General features: G+C 45.7%; 16 protein-coding genes. 13 read left to right on the top strand and 3 right to left on the bottom strand.

Going from position 1 to position 25,071, the window contains the following annotated elements; all coding sequences use genetic code 11:
• Positions 1 to 249 precede the first annotated feature (249 nt).
• The 13 genes from AC6R00_RS02825 (at position 250) to AC6R00_RS02765 (ending at position 21,129) form a co-directional block, all read left to right on the top strand.
• Positions 250 to 1,335: an AI-2E family transporter gene (locus AC6R00_RS02825; RefSeq protein WP_500639259.1), complete on the top strand. Its 1,086-nt coding sequence runs from the start codon at positions 250 to 252 to the stop codon at positions 1,333 to 1,335.
• A gap of 94 nt (positions 1,336 to 1,429) precedes the next feature.
• Complete coding sequence (gene rsmC / locus AC6R00_RS02820; RefSeq protein ID WP_500639258.1) at positions 1,430 to 2,452, top strand: 16S rRNA (guanine(1207)-N(2))-methyltransferase RsmC; 1,023 nt, start codon at positions 1,430 to 1,432, stop codon at positions 2,450 to 2,452.
• Between the two features lie 209 nt (positions 2,453 to 2,661).
• Complete coding sequence (locus tag AC6R00_RS02815; RefSeq protein ID WP_500639257.1) at positions 2,662 to 6,048, top strand: response regulator; 3,387 nt, start codon at positions 2,662 to 2,664, stop codon at positions 6,046 to 6,048.
• A 651-nt stretch (positions 6,049 to 6,699) separates the two neighbouring features.
• Positions 6,700 to 8,382 (top strand): ABC transporter substrate-binding protein, encoded by a 1,683-nt coding sequence (locus AC6R00_RS02810; RefSeq protein WP_500639256.1) that lies wholly within the window; start codon positions 6,700 to 6,702, stop codon positions 8,380 to 8,382.
• Between the two features lie 172 nt (positions 8,383 to 8,554).
• The gene (locus AC6R00_RS02805; RefSeq protein ID WP_500639255.1) at positions 8,555 to 9,541 is read left to right on the top strand and encodes an ABC transporter permease; all 987 of its coding nucleotides are present in this window, start codon (positions 8,555 to 8,557) and stop codon (positions 9,539 to 9,541) included.
• Positions 9,542 to 9,543: 2 nt separating this feature from the next.
• Positions 9,544 to 10,569 (top strand): ABC transporter permease, encoded by a 1,026-nt coding sequence (locus AC6R00_RS02800; protein ID WP_004742645.1) that lies wholly within the window; start codon positions 9,544 to 9,546, stop codon positions 10,567 to 10,569.
• Between the two features lie 2 nt (positions 10,570 to 10,571).
• On the top strand, positions 10,572 to 11,555 hold the full coding sequence (locus tag AC6R00_RS02795; protein WP_500639254.1) for an ABC transporter ATP-binding protein: 984 nt from the start codon (positions 10,572 to 10,574) through the stop codon (positions 11,553 to 11,555).
• A 42-nt stretch (positions 11,556 to 11,597) separates the two neighbouring features.
• On the top strand, positions 11,598 to 12,593 hold the full coding sequence (locus tag AC6R00_RS02790) for an ABC transporter ATP-binding protein (RefSeq protein ID WP_004742643.1): 996 nt from the start codon (positions 11,598 to 11,600) through the stop codon (positions 12,591 to 12,593).
• Positions 12,594 to 12,653: 60 nt separating this feature from the next.
• Entirely contained in the window at positions 12,654 to 14,381 is a 1,728-nt protein-coding gene (locus AC6R00_RS02785) for a glycoside hydrolase family 9 protein (RefSeq protein ID WP_500639253.1), read from the top strand.
• The gene (locus AC6R00_RS02780; protein WP_500639252.1) at positions 14,374 to 15,249 is read left to right on the top strand and encodes a glucosamine kinase nucleotide-binding domain-containing protein; all 876 of its coding nucleotides are present in this window, start codon (positions 14,374 to 14,376) and stop codon (positions 15,247 to 15,249) included. The genes AC6R00_RS02785 and AC6R00_RS02780 overlap by 8 nt, the downstream gene beginning before the upstream one ends.
• Before the next feature lie 10 nt (positions 15,250 to 15,259).
• On the top strand, positions 15,260 to 17,170 hold the full coding sequence (locus AC6R00_RS02775) for a beta-N-acetylhexosaminidase (protein WP_500639251.1): 1,911 nt from the start codon (positions 15,260 to 15,262) through the stop codon (positions 17,168 to 17,170).
• An 88-nt stretch (positions 17,171 to 17,258) separates the two neighbouring features.
• Complete coding sequence (locus AC6R00_RS02770; protein ID WP_500639250.1) at positions 17,259 to 19,664, top strand: glycoside hydrolase family 94 protein; 2,406 nt, start codon at positions 17,259 to 17,261, stop codon at positions 19,662 to 19,664.
• Positions 19,665 to 19,716: 52 nt separating this feature from the next.
• Positions 19,717 to 21,129 (top strand): phosphoglucomutase/phosphomannomutase family protein, encoded by a 1,413-nt coding sequence (locus tag AC6R00_RS02765; RefSeq protein ID WP_004742638.1) that lies wholly within the window; start codon positions 19,717 to 19,719, stop codon positions 21,127 to 21,129.
• A gap of 66 nt (positions 21,130 to 21,195) precedes the next feature.
• Here the strand turns inward: AC6R00_RS02765 and AC6R00_RS02760 are convergent, their stop codons facing one another.
• The 3 genes from AC6R00_RS02760 to AC6R00_RS02750 form a co-directional block, all read right to left on the bottom strand.
• Complete coding sequence (locus AC6R00_RS02760) at positions 21,196 to 22,227, bottom strand: ABC transporter ATP-binding protein (protein ID WP_425666364.1); 1,032 nt, start codon at positions 22,225 to 22,227, stop codon at positions 21,196 to 21,198.
• On the bottom strand, positions 22,227 to 23,852 hold the full coding sequence (locus AC6R00_RS02755) for an ABC transporter permease (RefSeq protein WP_500639249.1): 1,626 nt from the start codon (positions 23,850 to 23,852) through the stop codon (positions 22,227 to 22,229). Before AC6R00_RS02755 ends, AC6R00_RS02760 begins: the two co-directional genes overlap by 1 nt.
• A gap of 174 nt (positions 23,853 to 24,026) precedes the next feature.
• Positions 24,027 to 25,043 (bottom strand): Fe(3+) ABC transporter substrate-binding protein, encoded by a 1,017-nt coding sequence (locus AC6R00_RS02750; RefSeq protein ID WP_500639248.1) that lies wholly within the window; start codon positions 25,041 to 25,043, stop codon positions 24,027 to 24,029.
• Between the last annotated feature and the right edge of the window lie 28 nt (positions 25,044 to 25,071).

Below are 25,071 nucleotides of genomic sequence, written 5' to 3'. Positions count from 1 at the left end.
CTGATTGAAGGCTGCTAAGTGCAGCCTTTTTTATTGCCAGTTAACGACCACTAACACCGCCAAACCTAACAACATCAGAGCAAACCAAGGTATTTTACGCTTAGGCTCGCTCTTACTATCGCAACATTTCTCTTTCTCACAACAGCCCATACTCTTTCCACTCCGCGAATAACATTTTGATTTTGCGTTGAACACTCAGACATTTACCGCCATTATACTGATACAGTATCGAAATCTTGGATAAGAAAAGTGTCAGATAAAGTCAAATTAACTTCCAGCCATTGGGTATTGATTGTTGCCTTACTTGCTGCTGGGCTTGCGTGCTTTTTGTTAGTTGAGCCTTACATCAACTCAATTGTCATGGCATTTATCATCTCACTACTGATGTTTCCTATTCATGAGTGGATAGAAAAACGCATGCCAAAGCACACCAACTTGGCATCCCTACTCTCATGTATAGTACTCACCTTTATCATCGTTTTTCCGCTGTTGTTTGTGTTTGCAGCCATTGTTCAGCAAGGCTCGGCTTTTTCACAAAATGTCTATCAGTGGGTAACCCATGGCGGTATTCAAACGATTTTCGAACATCCTTGGGTGGTGAATGGACTGTCGTTAGTCAATACTTACTTACCGTTTGATACTATCAGCCCTCAAGAAATTGCCCAAAAGGTAGCGCAATTTGCAACTTCTTTCGGCAGTAACCTTGTTGGTATCAGCGCAAAAATCTTAGGCGATGCGACCAACTTCTTAATGGATTTCTTCTTGATGTTGTTCGTGTTGTTTTTCTTACTCCGCGACCACGACAAGATCATCAGTGCGATTCGACATATCTTACCCTTGTCACGGAGCCAAGAAGACAAGCTACTGGATGAAGTGGAACAGGTAGCTAAATCTGCCGTGATGGGCTCATTCTTAACAGCCATTGCGCAAGGCTTTGCGGGTGGTATTGGTATGTGGCTTGCTGGATTCCCTGGCTTATTCTGGGGCACCATGATGGGCTTTGCTTCCTTTATCCCTGTAGTGGGAACAGCACTAATCTGGATTCCTGCCGCGATTTACTTGTTCTTAATCGGTGATACCACATGGGCTATTTTCTTAACCGTTTGGAGCGTCGCGATCGTTGGCTCGATTGATAACTTACTGCGTCCGCTACTAATGCAAGGCAGCGCGGGAATGAATACGTTGATGATATTCTTCTCACTGCTTGGTGGTCTACATCTGTTTGGTTTAATTGGCTTGATCTACGGCCCAATCATCTTTGCCGTCACCATGGTGTTGTTCAATATCTATGAAGAAGAGTTCCAAGGCTTCCTTGATCAACAAGATCGCAGTTAGCGTTTACGTTAGGCGCTGTTGAGCGAGTTTATCACTTCAAGATGAGGGAGGATTATGCGAAAATCCTCCCTCATTTTTTTATACTGAGTTTGCTATGTCTGCTTATATTGCACCAAGTCAAATCGCTGAGAGACAGTTTGCCTACTTCGAAGGTAAGCACGTTTTGGTCGCTGGAGAAGCTGAAGATCTTTTTCCCGTCGAACTTACTAAACACTGCCACTCTGTCACTGTCTTCACCACTAACTATGGTTACCATCGACAGTTGAGCGCATACTCGCAGGTAACAAGTGTCTTTGGTGCTGAATTTAATCAGCAGACTCAAGCCGATATGGTGCTGCTCTACTGGCCGAAAGCAAAAGCCGAAGCGGAATACTTGCTCGCTATGCTGATGGCAAAACTTGGCAAAGACACAGAGATCGTGGTTGTCGGGGAAAACCGTTCAGGTGTGAAAAGCATCGAGAAAATGTTTAAGCCGTATGGCTTGATTACCAAATACGATTCTGCACGTCGCTGCTCCTTCTACTGGGGACAGTGTACGCAGACTCCCGCTCCGTTTGAGCAGCAAGCTTGGTTTAAAACCTATCAAGTCGAATATCAGCAAACTTCGCTGACGATTAAGAGCTTACCGGGGGTATTCAGTCATGGTGAGTTTGATATTGGTAGTAAGCTACTGCTTGATACGCTACCTGACTTAAACGGTAAGGTGCTCGATTTTGGTTGTGGCGCCGGTGTTATCGGTAGTGTGATGGCACTATTGAATTCAGATATTGAGCTAGAAATGTGCGACATCAGTGCCTTAGCAGTGGCATCGAGCAAAGCAACTTTAGAAGCCAACGGATTAACGGGTAAAGTTTTTGCCTCTGATATCTATTCTGATACTAGTAACGATTATGACTTTATCATTAGTAACCCGCCGTTCCACGCAGGACTAGATACTAGCTATAGCGCAACAGAAACCTTACTTGCCGAAGGTCCTAAGCAGAGCGCAAACCAAGGTCACTTGTACATTGTTGCCAATAGCTTTTTGAAGTATCCACCGATTATTGAGCAAGCTTACGGTAATTGTGAGACGCTAAATAAGACCAACAAATTCGCTGTTTACCACGCGAAAAAGTAATTTAACCGCCCAATCCCTCACTTAGATTGGGCAATATCCCACCTGTAGCCATTAAATTTGCGCCACTCTCCACGCTTTGATCGCAACTTACTTGTCAAAGTAAAAAAACTCGTTAATTTTGTCATCTTAGGAAAATAACGTTTTGTCTCGCTTATTTGGGGCGCCCTCTTCCACATAAGCAGTATTCTTACGGAAACTAAACTCAGGCTATGTTTAAGTTTTATCGAAAACAGAAGTTTAAACGCCTTCAGAGTACCTTAATGCTGGCATTTTTAGTGTTGAGTATTACCCCTCTGACGGTTATTGCGATCTTTTTCTTACAATCCCACACTCAAGATCTTCAAGAGCAAAGTACCTCACACCTAACCTCGGTTCGAGATAGTAAGCGCCAACAAGTGATCGATTACTTATACGCTAAGGAGTCTGAGGTAATGGGCTTTGTCCGTTCAGAGTTAGCCTATGCCAGCGGTGGGCGTTTCTACGGTTTAGTCAACGCATTTAGCAGTCTTGGCTTAGACATGGAGCAAGCACGTGAGTACGCTCAACGCCGTTATATCCAAGGCTCTGGTGACCAAATCAAAACCTCGATATTACCTCAATCAAGTGTCTATAACGGCACAGAGCGCTACCGCCTGCTCCACAAACGATATCACTGGGCATATCTAGAACTTCTAAAACGCTCTGACTTTGATGATATTTTGCTTGTCGATAGAGAAGGCAACGTCACCTACTCGATCTACAAACATGATAACTTTGGTACTAACCTTCTGACGGGTAAATACAAAGACGATAACCTGGGTAAAACCTTTGCTAAGCTGCGTAATCTGGTCAACGATAAACGCAAAACCAATGAAGATTTTACCCCTCTGATCATTTCCGACTTCTCTAATGAACAAGGAAAAACCGTAGCTTGGCTTGGAGCTCCTATTATCCAGCAAGGCTACCTACACAGTTATGCGATGTTCAGGTTGCCAAACAATGCCATCACCAAATTGGTCGCCGACAAAAGTAATTTAGTGTCGATGAAGACGCTGTTGGTTGGCTCTGATCATCAATCACGTACCCTTGCCTACCAACAAGAAGATATTGATAAAAGTCGTCAAGTGGTCGACCTAGCCCTTGCAGGCGCAACCGATGTCGGCACTTATACTAATACGGAAAGTGAAGCGATTATTGCCGCTTACAGTCCAATTTCGTTCAAAGGTATTGATTGGGCTATTGTGGTAGAAGTGCCAGAAAGCGTCGCCTTCGCCCGTGTCCACCAGCTCGAAACCCTATTTATCTTCGCCATGCTTAGTGCCATTCTTTTGGTTGTCATGGCCTCGCATTATTTGTCGAACTTCATCACTTCCCCGCTGCTGCAACTGACTTGGGCAGCAGAGAAAGTATCGGCTGGCGATCTTGATGCGGACATGAACAACACCCAGCGCAAAGATGAAATCGGGCGCTTGGCGATCAGCTTCGAGCGCATGCAGCGCTCCATTAGAGAGAAGATCCTGTTAATCAAACAGCAAAATGAAGAGCTAGAAAGCAATCTACAGCTAATCCAAAAACAAAACGAAGAACTGCAATTGGCAAATAAGCTAAAGGATGAGTTCTTAGCCACCACTTCCCATGAGCTGCGCACACCACTTCATGGCATGGTCGGTATTGCTGAAGCACTCGCCTCTGGTGCCAATGGCCCGATCACTTCTGAGCATAAGTATCAGCTCGATATCATCATCAATAGTGGTCAACGTTTAGCAACCTTGGTTGATGACCTGCTCGACTATCACAAAATGCGCTATGGCAATCTAGATATCGAGACCAGTGCCGTTGATTTTTCAGGCTCTACTCGCTTGGTATTAGAACTTTCTTCTCACTTGATAGGCTCCAAACCTCTGCGGATTATTAATCAGGTTCCAGATGAACCTGTCTGGGTCAGTGCCGATCCGCAACGACTAGAGCAAGTTCTCTATAACTTAGTCGGCAATGCGATTAAGTACACCAGCGAAGGAAAAATCGTTATTTCAGCTAGTGTGGTAGATGACAACATTCGCGTTCAAGTGGTCGATACAGGGCAAGGTATCCCAGCCGATCAACTTGACCACATCTTTGAGCCTCTTATTCAAGCCGGCAGTGACGCGAGTCGTTATCGTCAAGGAGCTGGGTTGGGCTTGTCGATTAGCCGTCAGCTAATTGAACTGATGCAAGGTACGCTTTACGTCAGCAGCCAACCTATGGTTGGAACCACCTTTAGCTTCACTTTGCCAATCGCCAACACGGAACAAATTGAGCAAGCAAACCATTATGAGTCAGCTCATTTTAAAGCACCAAACTCTGGTGAGGTTGAACTAGAAGAACCGACAAGCTTACCCGAAAATCCAGACGGACCGCTATTACTTGTTGTCGACGACGAACCCGTAAACCTGCGAGTATTGGATAGTTTCTTACGTTTGGAAGGTTATCGTGTTCGAACTGCGAAAGATGGTCATGAGGCACTTGAAGCCATCACTAAGGAAAAGCCTGAGCTGCTGCTACTGGATATCATGATGCCGGGAATGAGTGGTTACCAAGTGTGTGAATCCCTCCGCGAGACCTACGATCATGCGCAACTACCCGTGATCATGTTAACTGCATTAAACCAAACTGATGATCGGGTACGCGGCTTTAATGCGGGTGCCAACGACTATCTTTCCAAGCCATTTAATAAGCAGGAGCTGGCTGCTCGGATCGTCGCTCACCTCACAGCAAGTAAAGCAGAACAGCGTCGAATCGAAAATCAGCAGCTTCAACAAGAGCTAAAACATCGGGCGATTGTAGAAGCCAGTTTGCTTGAAACACAAGGCCGACTACTTGAGCAACTTGAGACTGCTCCTGAAGCCATTGTCTGTGTACGAGAAGACAATAAGATTCGCTTCGCCAACGAGGCAGCATCAAGACTGTTTAAACGCTCAACCGAACAACTTAAACGTTCAAGCGCCGACGAAATCATTGCACCTAAGTTCCTCAACGTAGAACAGGAACACTACTGCGGCACCATTGACGTCTATGTAGAAGATGTGAGGCAACACCTATCGGCGGATATCCTTAAACTACCTGAAGGTGCTGGACTGCGCTCTATGTACATCTTTAACGTGGGTGGTGGTATCAATGCGGCGCGTATTAACAACCTAGAAACCGCTATTGAGGCGTTATCTAGCTTCGCTTTTGAAGGGGATAAAGCCAAACTGCAAGAGCTTAAAGAATTAGGCGGAGAATTTACTCGCTTGGCCGATCGAGCAACAAGCGACAACAAATCAAAACAAGACGTGATGCGCGAAGTATTGGTAGAAGCGATGACCAGCGCGCTTATTTATTGGGAGTCGGTAACCGGCCAAACTAAGTTTGCTTTTGCTGAACAAAGTGGTTTGTGGCGAGTTTATCTCGACCGGAGTACGCTGCAAACCCGTACCTTGGACAAATACCTCCGGCCAGAAACCCTGCCGAAAACACCACGCTGGAGAACCGTATTAAGCTCTCTCGATTACATTCTCGAACACTGCAATGAACAAAGCCCAGAGAGAACCCATATAGAAGGATTACGCGATAAATTGCAGCATTTACTCACTAGTTAACGTGTAGCGACAAACCAACCAAAGCCTGCTTGTGCAGGCTTTTTTATTACCTAACTACAATGACTTCAGCACCTTCTGATAACGTTAATACGCTGCGTAAAACAACTCTAACAAGGTGTTATTTTCAAGCTTTATCACTTGCTCAATTTTACCGAAACAGGCTTATTATTCTCTCTATTGAACAAATAAAGCTCATATTGCGAAGCCAATCACAACAAGACGGCAGTTTTTATTTGGTGGAAGAAATTAACGCTTTAAGGCACACGTGACTAAGATCTCAAGATATATAAATAGAAGAATACCTTTTACTTTTAAACACCCAAAGAGTAAGTAAGCACTAACAAGGTAAGTTCAATAGGTAACTTAATGCGACTCACCTCAAACTCAATTATTTGCCCCAAAATCGCTCCCACCACGCTTTTTTAACATTATTGACGTCATAATTAGGGGTTTTGACGATTTTGACGGGAATAGCAATTGCGAAAATTGACGTTAAGGTGTTTTCTTACTGTGCCTAAGGCCTACAGGCCACTCTAGACAACTCGCCTCCTCCGGCGAAAAGTTACCTACAGAGGTAGGCCTTAGTGAGTGTTATTCAATTGATGACATTCCATCCATTAGTGAAATGAAAGCAAATAGTAAGGAACAGCTATGCTTGCCAACATTAAAAAAACAGCACTAGCAACAGCAATTATCGCAACAGCAGCAACTGGTTTTACTTCAGTAGCCGCTGCAGCTGAACGCAGTGAATTAACTATCCACCCTAAAGAGTTCACCACTTTCGTACGTAACTTTAACCCATACCTAGGTGCAACGAACTTACACACAACGACAGATTTCCTATACGAGCCACTTGTTGTTTTCAACGAGATGCATGGTAATACACCTGTATTCCGTCTTGCAGAGAACTACACCATTGCAGACGATCTACTTAGCGTTGTATTTGACCTACGTAAAGGCGTGAAATGGTCTGATGGCGAAACCTTCAACGCAGATGATGTGATCTACTCATTTAATCTAGTGAAAGAGAAGCCTGAACTTGATCAAAGTGGTATCAACTCTTGGGTTTCTAGTGTCGAGAAATTGAACGACTACCAAGTTAAATTCAATATCAAAGAAGCGAACTCAAATGCTCCTTACGAAATTGTTAAAGTACCTGTAGTACCTCAGCACGTATGGAGTAAAGTAAAAGATCCATCAACGTTCACTAACGAAAATCCAGTAGGTTCTGGTCCGTTTACTGAAATCGCGACTTTCACTCCACAACTTTACATTCAGTGTGAAAACCCGAACTACTGGGATGCAGATAACCTAGATGTAGACTGTCTACGAGTTCCTCAGATCGCAAACAACGACCAATTCCTTGGTAAAGTTGTAAACAGCGAAATGGACTGGACTTCATCATTCATTCCAGACATCGATCGTACCTATGCAGCGGCAAGTCCTAAGCACCACTACTGGTACCCGCCAGCAGGTACACAGGCATTTGTTGTTAACTTTAAGCACCCTGACGCAGCTAAAAATGAAGCGTTAACAAACGTTGATTTCCGCCGCGCATTCTCAATGGCACTTGACCGTCAAACGATTATCGACATTGCATTCTACGGCGGCGGTACAGTGAATGACTTCGCTTCAGGTCTAGGTTATGCATTTAAGACTTGGTCTGACGAAGGCACTCATAAGAAATACCAAGGTTACAACACTTACAACGTTGAAGGCGCTAAAAAGCTGCTAGAAAAAGCTGGCTTTAAAGATGTTAACAATGACGGTTTCGTAGACACTCCATCAGGTAAGTCTTTCGAACTTCTGATTCAATCTCCTAACGGTTGGACTGACTTCAACAACACGGTTCAACTAGCGGTTGAGCAACTTGCTGAAGTAGGTATTAAAGCAAAAGCTCGTACTCCAGACTTCTCTGTGTACAACCAAGCGATGCTAGAAGCTACGTATGACGTTGCTTACACCAACTACTTCCACGGTGCAGATCCACATCTATACTGGAACAGTGGCTACAACTCTGAGCTACAAGCTGGTGACGGTATGCCTCGCTTTGCAATGCACTACTACAAGAACGACAAACTAGATGGTCTTCTTAACAGCTTCTACAAAACAGCTGATAAGAACGAGCAGCTAGAAATCGCTCACGGCATTCAGGAAATCATTGCTAAAGACCAAGTAACGATTCCAGTATTGTCTGGTGCATACATGTTCCAATACAACACAACTCGCTTTACTGGTTGGTGGAACGAAGAAAATCCAAAAGGCCGTCCAAACATTTGGGCTGGTATCCCAGAGCGTCTACTACACGTACTGGACCTAAAACCAGTTAAATAAGTAGTTGTTCTAACTATGCGGCATACATTCCGTATGCCGCAAAATCCCCCACACTGTAACCAGTTTGTTATGTGGCGCTAGTCGTCAGGGGATTGTTCGCTCTAAATTTCGTTTTCGCTAGGGCGACCTGAAGCCAGAAACAGGGAAAATCTGGGTAAGTAAGGTATAAGTTATGGGTTATTTTTTAAGACGTTTGTCGTTCTATTTGGTCGCGCTATTAGTTGCGGCGACATTAAACTTTATTATTCCTCGTGCGATGCCGGGCGATCCGGTCACCATGATGTTCGCTAACGCATCGGTTCAGGTAACGCCTGAGCGTATCGCAGCAATGAAAGAGCTACTAGGTTTCGTCGATGGCGGCCTGTTTGTTCAATACGTTGCTTACATGAAAAATATTCTTAGCTGGGAACTGGGTACTTCAATCCAATTCTACCCGCTATCTGTAAACAAACTGCTTGGTGGTGCATTTGGTTGGTCACTGTTCCTTGCAGGTTCAGCCGTAATCCTTTCATTCTCGTTAGGTTCTATCTTAGGCATCTTCGCCGCATGGAAGCGCGGCAGCAAATACGATGCTTTCATCACACCTGGCATGCTCATTATTCAAGCCGTCCCTCAAGTTGTTATCGCGATGCTAGCGCTCTTTACTTTCGCAATCGGCTTGAAGTGGTTCCCAACAGGATATGCCTACACAGCAGGTACAGTGCCTGAATGGACAAGCTGGGAATTCATCAAAGACGTCGCCTACCACGCCATCCTACCGCTGTTCTGTGCTTCTGTGGTTCAGATCGGTGGCTTCTTGATCAACATGCGTAACAACATGATTAACCTACTCGCCGAAGATTACATCACTATGGCGAAAGGTAAGGGTTTGAGCGAAAACCGTGTTGTTTTCAACTACGCAGCACGAAACGCGCTACTGCCAAGTGTGACTGCCCTTTCAATGTCACTCGGTATGGCGATTGGTGGTCAGCTAATTGTAGAAATCATCTTTAACTACCCAGGGCTTGGTACGGTTCTTCTTAACGCGATTCACGCACGTGATTACCAGGTTCTTCAAGGTCAATTAATCATTATGACGCTGTTTATGCTGTCATTTAACTTAATTGCAGATATGGCTTATGTCGTTCTAGACCCTCGCCTGCGCAAGGGAGGAAAATAATTATGAAACAACTATTTAAGTTAATCTTAGGTAACGCATACGCTCGTGTCGGTTTAGCCATTGTCTCAGTGTTCTTACTTGTCGCGATTTTTGCTCCGGTACTGACTAAGCATGCTCCAGATAAGAGAACAGGTAATCCACATGAGTACCCAGGCTTTGTCGTCACTTCAGCAAAAGCTAACCCAGATGGTTGGATTGCACAGAACCTAGCCACTGATCGCCGCACAATGATCATGTCGAAAAAAGCCGATCACGTTCTTGGTACTAGCCGTATGGGCCGCGATATTTGGTCTCAGCTTGTGCACGGTGCGCGTATTTCTCTCGGTGTCGGCTTTGGTGCGGGTATCACAGTGTGTCTACTTGCAACCATCATCGGTATTTCAGCAGGTTACTTCGGAGGCCGTGTTGATGACGTGTTAACCGCCGCGATGAACATCATGCTGGTTATCCCTCAATATCCATTGCTATTCGTTTTAGCCGCCTTCATTGGTGAAGCAGGACCACTAACCATTGCCATCATTATCGGCTGTACCTCCTGGGCTTGGGGCGCGAGGGTTATTCGCTCACAAACGCTTGCCTTGCGAGAAAAAGAGTTTGTTAAAGCCGCTGAAGTGCTTGGTGAGTCCTCTTTCCGCATCATCTTTGTTGAGATTCTGCCGAACTTAATTCCAATCGTTGGCGCGAGCTTTATTGGCTCAGTGATGTACGCAATTGGTATGGAATCTATCATTTCGTTCCTTGGTCTAGGTGACCCGAATACCATCAGCTGGGGCATCATGCTTTACAACGTTAACCAATCATCTGCGATGCTAATCGGCGCATGGTGGGAAGTTCTAACACCTTGTATTGCTCTTACTGTACTGGTTACTGGTCTAGCACTGCTTAACTTCGCAGTCGATGAGATTGCCAACCCTCAGCTACGTTCACATAAAGGCATGAAGCGTTGGAAGAAGCTTGCAGCTCAAGACAAGAAAGAACGTACACCTGAAATGCCACCTCAAAATGCACTTTGGAGCGGAGATAAATAATTATGACTAGCCCACTTATTTCTATCCGCAACCTTTGCGTTGACTATATTACTGATGCTGGCGACGTCCGTGCTTGTAACAATGTCAGCTTTGACATTGCCCCAGGTGAAGTGTTTGGCCTAGCAGGCGAGTCTGGTTGTGGTAAATCAACCGTTGCCTTCTCGCTAATGCGCCTGCATAAGCCGCCTGCATTCATTACCGGTGGTGAGGTTATCTTCAATGGTGAAGATATCCTTAAGTACAGTGACGAGCGTATGCAGTCGTTCCGTTGGAGCGAGATGTCAATGGTGTTCCAAAGCGCAATGAATGCTTTGAACCCAGTACTGACCATGGAAGAACAGTTTTGTGACGTCATTATGCGTCACACCAACATGACTCGTGAGCAAGCTCGTAAACGCGCTGAAGGTCTGTTAGAGATTGTCGATATTCACCCTAGCCGACTCACTGACTACCCGCACCAGTTCTCGGGTGGCATGCGTCAACGCTTGGTGATTGCGATCGCTCTCGCGCTCAATCCGAAGATGATCATCATGGATGAGCCAACCACAGCACTGGATGTAGTAGTTCAACGTGAGATTCTGCAAAAGATCTATGCGCTGAAAGAAGAGTTTGGCTTCTCAATCCTATTCATTACCCATGATATCTCTTTGATGGTCGAGTTCTCTGACCGTATCGGCATCATGTACTCAGGTGAGTTAATTGAAGTTGCGCCTTCGAAACAGATTCTAGAAAGCCCTTACCACCCTTATACCAAGGGGTTAGGTAGTTCTTTCCCTCCATTAACTGGGCCAAAAACAAAGCTGACTGGTATTCCGGGAAACCCTCTCAACCTGCTGGAAATTCCACAAGGTTGTCGTTTCCAAGCACGCTGTGACCGCGTTCACGAGGCATGTACTCGCGTACCAACTCAACTACGACAAATCGAGCCTAATCGTTTCTCAAATTGCCACCTTTATGGTGACCCGATAGCTCAAAGCAAACTCTAGCGAGCCATTGAGAAATAACTATAAAGATTACTGGAGACAATTATGAGCAAAGAATTTGGCGAGCTATTGGTAGAAGGGAAAAACCTAGTTAAAGATTTCCCGATCAGTAGCAATGCATTACAACAACCCATGATGCGTGCCATCAACGACGTATCATTCAAAATGTACAAAAGCCGCGGCCTGTCTGTGGTTGGTGAGTCTGGTTCAGGTAAATCAACAACCGCCAAGATGATCGCAAAAATGTATGCACCAACCGATGGTGTGATTGAGTACAAAGGTCGTGATATTCAAACCATCGACTCGCGTTCTGACCTAATGGCGTACCGCGAAGGCGTACAGATGGTTTGGCAAGACCCGTTTGGCTCGCTAAACCCGACCCACAATATCTTCCACCACATTCTTCGTCCGCTGCTGATCCATAAAAAAGTGGATCCTCGCAACAAGAAAGAGCAGGAAGAGCGTGTATACGATCTGCTTGAGCAAGTTGGTCTTATCCCACCAAAAGAGACCGCACAAAAGTTCCCGCATCAGCTATCTGGTGGTCAGCGTCAGCGTGTCAACTTAGCACGCAACATCGCGGTAGGTGCGGAAGTGGTGTTGGCCGATGAGCCGACTTCTATGCTGGATGTTTCGATTCGTGCTGGTGTACTCAACCTAATGGAAGAGATGAAGTTTGAGAAACAAATGTCTCTGCTTTACATCACTCACGATATCGCTACCGCACGCTACATCGCAGAAGATCTCGCGGTTATGTATGTCGGCCACATGGTTGAATGGGGCGACACTGAAGAGATCATTCATAACCCTCAACACCCATATACACAGCTATTGGTTTCTGCGGTTCCTGATCCAAGCAAATCGATTCACGAGAAACTCAAAGGCAACAAAGGCGAGATCCCACTTTGGACGCCAGTCTCTGTAGGCTGTCCTTTTGCCGGTCGATGCCAGCACGCTTCAGATAAATGTCGCGAACAGCTACCAGAAGTGACCCAGCTTTCTGATAACCACTTTGTTCGCTGTTACCTATACGAAAACTAAAACCTAAAGAGCCAAGATTTTCTTGGCTCAACTAACAAGATTGATTTTTCGGAGATTTTAATGCTGCTACTTACTAACCATATTGGTTATGAAGCCCTTGGGCCAAAGCAGGCTATTTTGATGACCGGCAAGACACGACTTTCATCTACCACTGCGTTGTTAGTTTGTGCCGACAGTCATCAAACTGTGGCGACTTTTGCTATTGAGAAAGGCACAAAGGTCGCTAATTGGCACCAAGGGAGTTTTTTTCGTATTGAATTCTCTGATTTTGAGCAAGCAGGACGCTTCTACCTAAGAGTTGAAAATTTGCGCTCTGAAGTATTTGCGATTGAGCAAGGGCTATTGCTCAAAACGACCTTTTCCGACCTGCTCCACTACTTCAAATCACAGCGATGTGGCGGCCGCTTTGACAAACAAGATAAACAGGTTCCTATTCTTGGCAGTGATCAAGTCGTAGATGTTCAAGGAGGTTGGTATGATGCCTCAGGGGATGTCAGCAAATACCTAAGTCACCTGTCATATGCCAATTATCTAAACCCACAGCAAACTCCGATGGTAGTTTGGAACATGCTCAAAGGTTTAGAACTTGTAGGCAGCGGAGATGCTTTACCCGCTTTCTCTAAAATTCGCTTAGTTGAAGAGGCGCTATTCGGCGCGGATTTTCTAGTGCGAATGCAAAATGAAGCCGGTTACTTTTACATGACCGTCTTTGATAAGTGGTCGAAAGATACCAAACAGCGAGAAATTTGTGCCTACGCCACTCAAGAAGGTCACAAGTCTGAAGACCATCAAGCAGGCTTTAGACAAGGTGGAGGTATCTCTATCGCGGCATTAGCTCAGGCAGCTCGATTAGATGAATCCGGTGAGTTTACTCGCCAAGAATACTTAGCCGCTGCTGAGAAAGGCTATTGGCACCTTAAAGAGTTTAACCGCCAATACCTAGATGACGGCCAAGAGAACATCATTGATGAGTACTGTGCATTGCTAGCAGTGACTGAGCTGCTGCATACAACAGAAAATGGACAGTATCTTGAAGAGTGCCGCTACTGGAGCAATCAACTGATCTCACGTCAGCAAAGTGACCAAAACTTCAACCATTACTGGGCAGCCAACCAAGATGGTAGTCGCCCATACTATCACGCCGCTGAAGCCGGCCTGCCCGTTATCGCTCTATGTGAGTACCTCAATGTTGAGCCTAACGCTCAACGAAAATCACAAGTGACCGAAGTGCTCAATCGTGCGGTGAAGTTTGAACTGACAATTAGCAATAGCGTAGCAAACCCGTTTGGTTACCCTCGCCAATACGTCAAATCGGTTGATGGTGAAAAGCGCGATGCATTCTTTGTCGCGCAGAACAATGAAACCGGTTATTGGTGGCAAGGAGAGAATGCACGTTTAGGCTCTCTCAGTAGCATGGCATTTTTTGCCCTTGCGCATATTGAAGATCATGCGACGAAGCAACAGCTCCTCGCATTCGCCCAAAATAGTCTTAATTGGATCTTAGGCCTTAACCCTTACCATATGTGCATGCTGGATGGGCATGGCATCAACAACCCTGATTACCTGCCACAGCTTGGATTCTTTAATGCAAAAGGCGGTATTTGTAACGGTATTACCGCAGGCTTTGAAGACGAAAACGACATCGCCTTTAACCCAGAGAAACAAAAAGACGACATGCTGCAAAACTGGCGTTGGGGAGAGCAATGGATTCCACATGGTGCTTGGTATTTGCTCGCGATAGTAAGTCAATTCGCTCACTTCAATACTGAGGAGACAACCAATGAGTAAGTTATTTGTTGGTATTGATGGTGGCGGTACTTCCTGCCGCGCCAGAGTTCGTGATGAGCAAGGCAACTTAATCGGCGAGGCGAAAAGCGGTAGCGCCAATATTTTGCTAGGTGTTGAAGTTGCAATGGCTTCGATTGTTCAAGCCATTACCGAAGCCGCCGATCAGGGTGGTTTGAACACCAATGATTTTGCTCGCATGCATCTTGGCCTTGCTCTCGCAGGTGCTGAGCAAAAATCAGCATGGCAAGCCTTTATGGATCTACCACACCCATTCGCTTCTATCGTGCTAAACACCGACGCTTACGGTGCGTGTATTGGCGCTCATAATGGTGATGCTGGTGCAATTATGATAGCAGGCACAGGTTCATGTGGTATCTACCTTGAAAATGGTCAACAACACGTCGTCGGGGGGCGCGAATTCCCGATTTCAGATCAAGGCGGTGGCGCTGTTATGGGCCTACGCCTTATTCAAAACGTCCTTCTCGCTCAAGATGGTATTGGCGAGAAGACCCCACTTGTTCAGCATGTTCTCGCTCATTTCAACCATGATGTTGACCAAATAGTGGAATGGTCTAAATCGGCATTACCAAGAGATTACGGACGATTCTCCCCTGCAATTTTTCAACACGCTCATCAAGGCGATAGCTTAGCAATCGATATGCTTAAGCAGACGGCTGCAGATATTGAAATGTTCCTAGTGGCACTTAATCGTAAAGGTGCGACTCGCATCTGTTTAATGGGTAGCATCGCCGAACGCATCAAAGCTTGGCTTTCGCCACCAGTACAGTCTTGGATCGTTGAACCGCAATTTGATGCCATTGAGGGCGCAATCATGTTTGCCGGTCAACCTGAGCACAATCTTTATTAAGGATAAGATTATGAGCTTTCGCGTCGAACTTGCTGTCCTATCCGAACAAAAGCAGTTTTGCCGTTTTGGTTTAACTTTGCATAACCTTACCGATCAATCACTCGACAACTGGCAACTGCAGTTCATCATTGATCGCTTTATCTTGCCTGATAGCTTCACTCATGGAGAAATCAAACAAGTAGGTAGTTTCTGCACGGTCAAACCTGATATCGAAATTCTTGAGGCCAATCAGCACTACTACTGCGAATTTAGTATCAATACTGCTCCGTTTCGTTTCTACACCGACGGGCTAAAAGACGCGGTCATTATTGCTAATGGTGGTCAGGAAAAGCATCAGGTCGTCTTGACCCCTATTGCCCTTGCCTCGCCATATCGTGAACGCGCCGAGCTACCTAGTGTTGATACGCCTGAAATTGCGCTAATTCCTAAGCCAAATAAGGTCGAGCTATTTGATGGTAAGTTCCAACTGACTCGCTCTAGTCAAATTACTTTGCAAGCTAATCTAGCCGAGAAAGCCGCCACATGGCTGCAGCTAGAGCTAGAAAGGCTGTTTGATTTTAAAGCTCAAACCATAGGTCATAGCGAGATTGTTTATCGCAATAATCCGACTCTTGATGAAGGTGAGTACCAACTTACGGTGAGTGGTACAGGCGTTCGACTTGAAGCAGGATCTCGTTCTGGCTTTGTTCATGCCAGCGCAACCCTGTTGCAATTAATTGAGCAAGATGGCGACCACAACTTATCTCTCCCGTGTATTAAAGTCGTTGATGCGCCACGTTTTAAGTATCGCGGCATGATGTTGGATTGTGCTCGCCACTTCCACTCAGTTGAGATGGTGAAGCGTTTAATCAACCAACTCGCCCATTACAAATTTAATACCTTCCACTGGCACCTAACCGATGACGAGGGATGGCGTCTGGAAATCAAAGCGCTACCAGAGTTAACCAAGACTGGCGGATACCGCGGAGTTGGGACGGAGCTTGAACCTCAGTACAGTCACCTAGCTGACATCTATGGCGGTTATTACAGCCAACAAGAAGTCAAGGAAGTGATTGCTTACGCGGACGAACGCGGGATCAACATAATTCCAGAGATCGATATTCCAGGTCACTGCCGTGCGGCGATCAAGTCTTTACCAGAGCTATTACAAGATCATAATGATCGTTCTCAATATCGCAGTATTCAGCACTACAACGACAATGTGCTCTCGCCAGCCCTTGATGGCACTTACGAGTTCCTCGACAAGGTTTTGCAAGAAGTCGCTGAGCTATTCCCCTCCCCTTGGGTTCATATTGGTGCCGATGAAGTGCCTGACGGCGTGTGGCTAGAAAGCCCTGCCTGCCAGAAACTAATGCAAGAGAAGGGTTATCAGAGCGCTAAAGAGCTCCAAGGTCATCTTCTCGGCTATGCGGAGAAAAAGCTTCGGTCACTGGGTAAACGCATGGTGGGTTGGGAAGAGGCTCAACACGGCAATAAGGTGAGCAAAGATACGGTTATCTATTCTTGGCTCAGTGAAGAGGCGGCTCTTAACTGCGCTAAACAAGGTTTTGATGTCATTTTACAGCCGGGTCAATCGACTTATTTAGATATGACCCAAGACTACAGCCCAGAGGAACCTGGGGTCGATTGGGCAGCAGTTATCCCTCTTGAAAATGCTTATCGCTATGAGCCACTAGCGCAAGTCCCTGACAACGATCCAATAAGAAAGCGCATTTTGGGTATTCAGTGCGCGCTATGGAGTGAAATCGTCACACAACAAAATCGCATGGATTACATGGTTTTCCCACGGCTCACTGCCATGGCAGAAGCTTGTTGGACAGAGAAATCCGAAAGAGATTGGGAAGACTATTTAGCACGGTTAAAAGGCCATTTGCCCTTACTCGACAGACAAGGCATTAACTACCGTCAACCGTGGAAATAACACTGGAGCGAATGGTGAGCATTCGCGGTTTTCACTAGCTTAAATTTTTTGGCTGCCAAAGTGGCAGCTTGGTAAAAAGGAAATCAACATGAAATACGGCTATTTCGATAACGACAATCGTGAATACGTCATCACTCGACCAGACGTACCTGCGCCATGGACTAACTACTTAGGCACAGAGAAGTTCTGTACTGTCATCTCGCACAACGCAGGGGGGTATTCATTCTACAACTCCCCTGAATATAACCGTGTTACCAAATTCCGCCCTAACGCAACTTTCGACCGCCCGGGTCACTATGTTTACCTACGCGATGATCAAACTGGCGACTACTGGTCAATCTCATGGCAGCCAGTCGCGAAAAGCTTAGATGAAGCAAGCTATGAAGTGCGTCACGGCTTGTCATATTCAAAGTTTAAGTGTGATTACAATGGCATTGAAGCAACGAAAACGCTCTTCGTACCAAAAGGTGAAGATGCGGAAGTGTGGGATGTTGTGATTAAAAACACTTCTGATAAGCCGCGCACTATAAGTGCCTTCTCATTTGTTGAGTTCTCATTCAGCCACATTCAGTCTGACAACCAGAACCACCAAATGTCTCTTTACTCAGCAGGAACTGAGTACAAAGATGGCGTGATTGAGTATGACTTGTATTACAACACCAACGACTTTGAAGGTTTCTATTACCTAGCGTCTACATTCGACCCTGACTCATACGATGGTCAACGTGATAGCTTCCTGGGTCTATACCGCGACGAAGCGAATCCAATCGCCGTTGAACAAGGTAAATGTACCAATAGTGCGCAAACTTGTTACAACCACTGTGGTTCGTTACACAAGCAGTTCACTATCCAACCTGGCGAAGAAGTGCGTTTTGCCTACATTCTGGGTATCGGTAAAGGCAATGGTGAACGTCTACGTGAAAAGTATCAAGACCTTGCTAATGTCGATGCTGCGTTTGCAGGTATTAAAGCCCACTGGGACGAGCGCTGTGCTAAGTTCCAAGTGAAATCGCCGAATGAAGGCTTAGATACTATGATCAACGCTTGGACTCTATACCAAGCTGAAACCTGTGTGGTTTGGTCTCGCTTTGCTTCTTTCATTGAAGTCGGTGGACGTACTGGTCTTGGCTACCGAGATACTGCTCAAGATGCGATTTCAGTCCCTCATTCAAATGCAGCAATGACACGTAAACGTCTTGTTGATCTTCTACGTGGTCAGGTTAAAGCTGGTTACGGTCTGCACCTATTTGATCCTGATTGGTTTGATCCTGAAAAAGCCGATGTTGAGCCTTCAAAATCTCCAACCGTGGTTCCAACGCCATCGGATGAAGATAAGATCCACGGCATCGAAGACACTTGTTCAGATGATCATCTATGGCTAGTTCCTACCATCTGTAAGTACGTGATGGAAACTGGCGAGCATAGTTTCTTCGAGGAAGTCATTCCTTACGCAGACGGCGGAGACGCAACAGTTTACGAGCATATGAAAGCCGCACTCGACTTCTCAGCGGAGTACGTTGGTCAAACCGGTATCTGTAAAGGTTTACGTGCAGACTGGAATGACTGTCTAAACCTAGGTGGCGGTGAATCCTCTATGGTTTCATTCCTCCACTTCTGGGCTCTGCAAGAGTTTATTGACCTAGCGAAATACTTGGGTCGCGATGCAGATGTTGAGAAATACACAGAAATGGCGGCCAATGTTCGTGAAGCGTGTGAAACGCACCTTTGGGATGATGAAGGTGGCTGGTACATCCGCGGCTTGACTAAAAATGGCGATAAGATTGGTACTGCACAACAGACCGAAGGCCGCATCCACTTAGAGTCAAATACACTTGCCGTTCTATCGGGCGCGGTATCGCAAGAGCGCGGTGAAAAAGCGATGGATGCCGTAGATGAGAATCTATTCTCAGAGTACGGTCTACACCTTAACGCCCCTTCATTTGCAACACCGAACGATGATATCGGCTTTGTTACCCGCGTATACCAAGGCGTAAAAGAAAACGGCGCAATCTTCTCGCATCCAAACCCGTGGGCGTGGGTAGCAGAAGCGAAACTTGGTCGTGGTGATCGCGCAATGAAATTCTACGATGCGCTCAACCCATACAACCAAAACGACATCATAGAAAAACGTATTGCTGAACCATACTCATACGTGCAGTTCATTATGGGTCGTGACCACCAAGATCATGGCCGTGCCAACCACCCTTGGTTGACGGGCACTTCGGGTTGGGCTTACTTCGCGGTAACCAACTTCATCTTAGGTGTACGTACCGGTTTTGATGGTTTGACCATAGACCCATGTATTCCAACTGACTGGCCTGGTTTTGAGGTCACTCGTCAGTGGTTAGGCGCGACCTACAACATCAAGGTCGAAAACCCAAGCTCAGTAAGCAAAGGCATTAAGTCGATCACTGTTAACGGAGAAGCAGTGACAGGTGCTGTTCCAGTTCAAGCGGAAGGCAGTGTCAACGACGTTGTGGTTGTTCTTGGTTAACGCCAGCAATGAGCCTCTTTCGAGAGGCTCTTTTACTTAAAGGATTATCACTATGATTAAATTTGGAACAGGTGGCTGGCGCGCATTCATTGGCGAAGAGTTTACTAAAGACAATGTTCGCTTAGTGGCTCAAGCTCTGGCCAACATCATCAATCAAGAACAAGTGGCTGAAAAAGGGTTCGTAATTGGTTACGACCGCCGTTTTTTATCAGATAAAGCAGGCCGCTGGTTTACAGAGGTTTTAGCTGCAAACGGCATTACCGTCAGCTTTATCGACAAGTTCGTTCCAACGCCAATTGTGATGTTTAAGGCCAAAGAAATGGGTTGTGCCTACTCTGCCTGCATCACCGCTTCACATAACCCAGCCGACTACAATGGCATTAAAGTCTTTATTCAAGGCGGGCGTGACGCTGATGAAATCATCACCGAAAAAATCGAAACACAAATTAGCCAGCTAAGCGCTGAGCAGGTTAAATCGGTTGATTTTGACCAAGCGGTGGAAGACAAACTGATCGATGTCATCAACCCAATGAACGAGTTTGTCGATTCGATCATTAACTTCATCGATATTGAATCAATTAAGAAAGCCAACTTACGTGTATTGATCGACCCTATGTTTGGTGTGGCGAAAAACGCATTGCAAACGGTGCTGATTAATGGCCGTTGTGATGTCGACGTTATCAATGATGGCAAGAACCCAGATTTTGGTGGTTTGATGCCTTCACCGAGTGCCGCGACCTTGTATAGGCTAAAGCACCTTGTAGCCGCCGAGGGATACGATATTGGTATCGGAACCGATGGTGATGCTGACCGTTTAGGTATCATCGATGAAAAAGGCCACTTTATTCATCCTAACGAAGTGCTGATCCTGCTCTACTACTACCTACTAGAGTACAAAGGCTGGAAAGGTTCCGTGGTACGCAATATTGCCACTACACATATTCTCGATAAGATCGCTGCAGATCATGGTGAGAAATCATTTGAAGTGCCTGTAGGCTTTAAACATATCAGTTCACAAATGGAAGCCGATGATTCGCTGATTGGCGGTGAAAGTTCTGGTGGCCTTACCATCCGTGGACACATCAAAGGTAAAGACGGCGTTTTCGCCTCTAGCCTATTGGTTGAAATGATCTCTGTGACTGGCAAGAAACTGTCAGAGCTACTGGATGAGATATATGGCAAGTATGGCTATGCTTATACCGCTGAGGGAGACTGTACCTTTAAGCCAGCCCAAAAAGAGGTGCTGTACAATCGTATTTATGTAGAAAAACAATTGCCTGATTTTGAGTTTGAGATAGATAAGGTGAGCTATGAAGATGGCGCTAAGGTCTACTTCAAGAATGGTGGTTGGGTGATTGCGCGTTTCTCTGGTACAGAACCACTACTGCGTATCTTTGCAGAAATGGCAGACAAAGAGACCGCCGAACAAGTCGTACAGCAAGTCAAAGCGTTCTTACAACTCTAATTAACTGAATTCACTTCCCTATAGGTGAATACAATTAGCCCGGCGACTAAGCCGGGCACTTTTTTGCTAGAAAGCGAGCACACCTTGGGTCTCAACCTTAACCGACACCTGCTGGCCTATGGTCAGAGGCTCTGCTGAGCTAGCTAACAATCGACTGCCACTCGCATCAATCACATAGCGGCAGTGATCACCCATAAACTGTTGTTCTAGCACAGTGACTGTACTCTCTTCAGCCGCGCTGATCTGCACATGCTGAGGTCGAAGTAGGAGTTCGCAGCTCTCACCAATTTGAATATGTTGCTGCGCAGTGGCTTCAACCAAACCTAGTTCAGTCTCAAATTCCGACTCTGAAGAACGTTTAGCCGTTAAGTAACTACCACCACCCAAAAAGTCTGCCACAAACTTGCTTGATGGTTGATAATAAAGCTCACTCGCGGTGCCATATTGCTCAATCACGCCATGATTCATCACAGCCATCTTGTCAGCAAAAGCAAACGCTTCTTCACGACTATGAGTAACAAATATCGCCGTCACCCCTTGTGCCTTAAAAATCTTGCGGATCTCAGCAATAAGCTCATGACGCACTTGAGTATCAATGTTTGAGAACGGCTCATCGAGTAATAGGAGGTCTGGTTTGTAAGCCAAAGAGCGTGCTATCGCGACACGTTGTTGTTGACCACCAGAGAGTTGGTGAGGATAGCGTTCGCCATAACCGTCCAAATGGACTAGCGCTAACATCTCTTCAACTTTAGTTTTTTGCTCACTAAGCGACAATTTACGTAGGCCAAAAGCAACATTCTCAGCCACAGTTAAGTGTGGAAAAAGCGCGTAATCTTGAAAAATCATGCCGATGTTGCGCTGTTCTGGAGGAAGCCAATTGGCTCCGTCATCAATAGTCATGCAATTCAGACTCATGGTGCCCGAGCTTAAAGGCAACAATCCAGCAATCGCTTTGAGCAAAGTTGTTTTACCGCACCCACTAGCCCCTAATAGACAAACAATTTCACCTTGCTCTACTTCTAGCGATAGCGACTCAAGCACTGTCGTTTGCTCATCGTATTTACACGTTAAGTCTTTGATTGATAATGCACAGCTCATTAGTGGGAATGCTCCAGTGAACGGTTAACAATAACTAAAGGTACTAGGCCAACCAAGACCAATAGAACGGCGGGCATTGCCGCAAGCTCTAGATGCTCGTCAGAGGCAAAGTTATAAACATAGGTGGCTAAGGTCTCAAAGTTGAAAGGGCGTAGCAGTAGCGCCGCATTAAGCTCTTTCATTGACTCGATAAACACGAGCAGTCCCGCGATTAAAGCTCCTCTGCGCACCAGTGGTAAGTGAATTCGCCAAAGCATGATATTGGCGCTGCACCCCATGGTTCTTGATGCCATATCCAATGAAGGAGACACTTTACTTAAACTGCTTTCAATACTGCCAATAGCAACTGCTGAGAAACGCACCACCATGGCAAAGATCAGCGCAAACATAGAACCAGAGAAAATCAGTCCAGGTCGACCCCAATCCATAAATTTAGCAATGTCATTAACCATATGGTCCATGAATAGCACCGGAACCATCACGCCTATCGCAAGAACGGTTCCTGGCACTGCATATCCCATTGAGGATAAGCGCATAAATGCGAGGCTCTTACGCCCGGGATTAACGCGTTGGCAGAAGTTGACAATCAGTGCAACCACAACACCAATCACAGCTGCGGTAAGGGAAACATACAGGCTATTAAGCGCGTACTCACGAAACTCTGCCGTCCAACTTTGGCTGAAATATTTGTAAGCATAGATAATCAACTGACCAAGCGGGAAAATAAACGCAATACAGACAAGTCCCCAACACCAAGAAAGTGCTAGCCACTTTCTCCAACCTGCCAACTCATAGCGAAAATCTTCGCGACTACTAAACTGATTCTGAAACAGCTTTTGCTTACGGCGACTATAACGTTCTGAGCTAAGCAATAGAATGACGACAACCAACATTATCGCTGAGATTTTCGCTGCTGCAGTTAAGCTTGAGTAACCAAGCCAGGTGTCATAAACCGCAGTCGTTAGCGTATTAACCGCGAAGTAGCTCACCGTACCAAAATCACCAATAGTTTCCATCGCCACCAGCGATAGCCCGACTGCAATAGATGGCCTGACTAAAGGTAAAGAAATACGGCGAAAGCTCTCCCATGGAGAACATTTCAGAAGTCGCGCCGATTGAAGCAATGAGACGTTTTGCTCCATAAAAGCCGCGCGGCATAGCAAATAAACATAAGGATAGAGAACTAATGAAAGAACGATAATCGCGCCACTTAGGGTCCGGATATCTGGAAACCAGTATTCACCAGGCCCCCACCCTGTCAAGTCACGCAACAAAATCTGTACAGGCCCCGCAAAGTCGAACCAATCAGTAAATATATAACCAACGATATAACCAGGCATCGCAAGAGGAAGAACTAGCGCCCATTGCAAAACGCGTTCACCAGGAATGCGGCACATCGCCATTATCCATGCGGAAGGGATACCAAAAAGAAGAGACAGCACCATGGTACCAACAACTAATACCACGGTATTAAATGCGTAAGTCGGCATCACCGTTGACATCAAATGAGTAAAGAGCTCATTGGTTTCACCAACAGCGGTCATGAATATCGCTAAGATCGGCAAAACCAGTAGCAAAGCAAGTGCTCCACTACTGGTTTTCCATAAATAATTTTTTTCTTTCATCGCCTACTTACAACCAGGATTTATGAAATATAAATGCGTTTGCAAATACCTCTCATATCCCTTTAATAGTTTAGGGTATTTATACCCTTATAAACAAACAACCTCAAGTAACCCTACAAAAAGAGCGACTTGAGGCTGTGCTTATTTAATGAGTCTATGACTCACCAAAAACTATTATAGGTCGAACTTAACTTCGTCTAGTAGTTTGATCGCTGCTTCATGGTGGCTAGCAACATCATCTAGAGAAATAGTATCTGGCTTGAAATCACCCCAAGACGCAACCAGTTCTGAACGCTTAACGCCATCTTTAACTGGGTATTCGAAGTTAACTTCAGCGTACATGCTTTGTGCTTTATCGCCCGCAAGGAATTCCATAAGCTTCACTGCATTCTCTTTGTTTGGAGAGTGCTTAGCCATTGCCATACCAGAGATGTTTACGTGAGTACCTGTCGTCTTCTGGTTAGGGAAGTTGATGTAAACGGCGTCAGCCCAAGCTTTTTGCTCAGCATCGTTAACCATCTTGCCTAGGTAGTAGCTGTTACCAAGAGAAACGTCACATAGACCTTCTTTGATTGCTTTAACTTGAGCACGGTCGTTACCTTGTGGCTTACGTGCTAGGTTAGCTTTAACGCCTTCTAACCACTCTTTAGTTGCTGCTTCGCCTTCGTGAGCGATCATTGCAGATACTAGAGATACGTTGTAAGGGTGCTTACCGCTACGAGTACAGATTTTGCCTTTAAACTCTGGCTTAGCTAGATCAGCGTAAGTGAAGTCTTCACCTAGACGACCTACACGATCACGTGAAGAGTAAACGCTACGAGTACGCGTGGTTAGAGCAAACCACTCGTTGTTCGAGTCTTGGTACTGCGCAGGAATGTTTTTCTCTAAAACTTCGCTCTCAACAGCTTGAACAAGGTTTTTCTTAGTCAGCTCAGATAGACGGCTAATGTCTACAGTTAGAATCACGTCTGCTGGGCTGTATTCACCTTCTTGTGCTAGCTTCTCTGCTAGACCTTTCTTAGCAAACTTAACGTTTACTTTAATACCTGTCTCTTTAGTGAACTCGTTGAACATTGGCTCAACTAGGAAAGGTTGACGGTAAGAGTATACGTTCACTTCTTCTGCAGCGATTGCCGCTGTAGGTGCGATTGTCGCGCAAGCTAATGCAGAAAGAGTCAGCAGTTTTTTCATTGGTTCAGTCCTTTAACTTCGTAATGAT

Source organism: Vibrio sp. R10-SF1-ISO8 (assembly GCF_059833805.1).
This window is presented reverse-complemented; position numbering and strand designations above follow the sequence as displayed.

Excerpts from the sequence above, each read along its gene's own strand:
- rsmC (WP_500639258.1), top strand. The coding sequence starts at position 1,430 with ATGTCTGCTTATATTGCACCAAGTCAAATCGCTGAGAGACAGTTTGCC.
- AC6R00_RS02785 (WP_500639253.1), top strand. The coding sequence starts at position 12,654 with ATGCTGCTACTTACTAACCATATTGGTTATGAAGCCCTTGGGCCAAAG.
- AC6R00_RS02790 (WP_004742643.1), top strand. The coding sequence starts at position 11,598 with ATGAGCAAAGAATTTGGCGAGCTATTGGTAGAAGGGAAAAACCTAGTT.
- AC6R00_RS02755 (WP_500639249.1), bottom strand. The coding sequence starts at position 23,852 with ATGAAAGAAAAAAATTATTTATGGAAAACCAGTAGTGGAGCACTTGCT.
- AC6R00_RS02780 (WP_500639252.1), top strand. The coding sequence starts at position 14,374 with ATGAGTAAGTTATTTGTTGGTATTGATGGTGGCGGTACTTCCTGCCGC.
- AC6R00_RS02770 (WP_500639250.1), top strand. The coding sequence starts at position 17,259 with ATGAAATACGGCTATTTCGATAACGACAATCGTGAATACGTCATCACT.
- AC6R00_RS02775 (WP_500639251.1), top strand. The coding sequence starts at position 15,260 with ATGAGCTTTCGCGTCGAACTTGCTGTCCTATCCGAACAAAAGCAGTTT.
- AC6R00_RS02795 (WP_500639254.1), top strand. The coding sequence starts at position 10,572 with ATGACTAGCCCACTTATTTCTATCCGCAACCTTTGCGTTGACTATATT.
- AC6R00_RS02750 (WP_500639248.1), bottom strand. The coding sequence starts at position 25,043 with ATGAAAAAACTGCTGACTCTTTCTGCATTAGCTTGCGCGACAATCGCA.
- AC6R00_RS02765 (WP_004742638.1), top strand. The coding sequence starts at position 19,717 with ATGATTAAATTTGGAACAGGTGGCTGGCGCGCATTCATTGGCGAAGAG.
- AC6R00_RS02810 (WP_500639256.1), top strand. The coding sequence starts at position 6,700 with ATGCTTGCCAACATTAAAAAAACAGCACTAGCAACAGCAATTATCGCA.
- AC6R00_RS02815 (WP_500639257.1), top strand. The coding sequence starts at position 2,662 with ATGTTTAAGTTTTATCGAAAACAGAAGTTTAAACGCCTTCAGAGTACC.
- AC6R00_RS02800 (WP_004742645.1), top strand. The coding sequence starts at position 9,544 with ATGAAACAACTATTTAAGTTAATCTTAGGTAACGCATACGCTCGTGTC.
- AC6R00_RS02760 (WP_425666364.1), bottom strand. The coding sequence starts at position 22,227 with ATGAGCTGTGCATTATCAATCAAAGACTTAACGTGTAAATACGATGAG.
- AC6R00_RS02805 (WP_500639255.1), top strand. The coding sequence starts at position 8,555 with ATGGGTTATTTTTTAAGACGTTTGTCGTTCTATTTGGTCGCGCTATTA.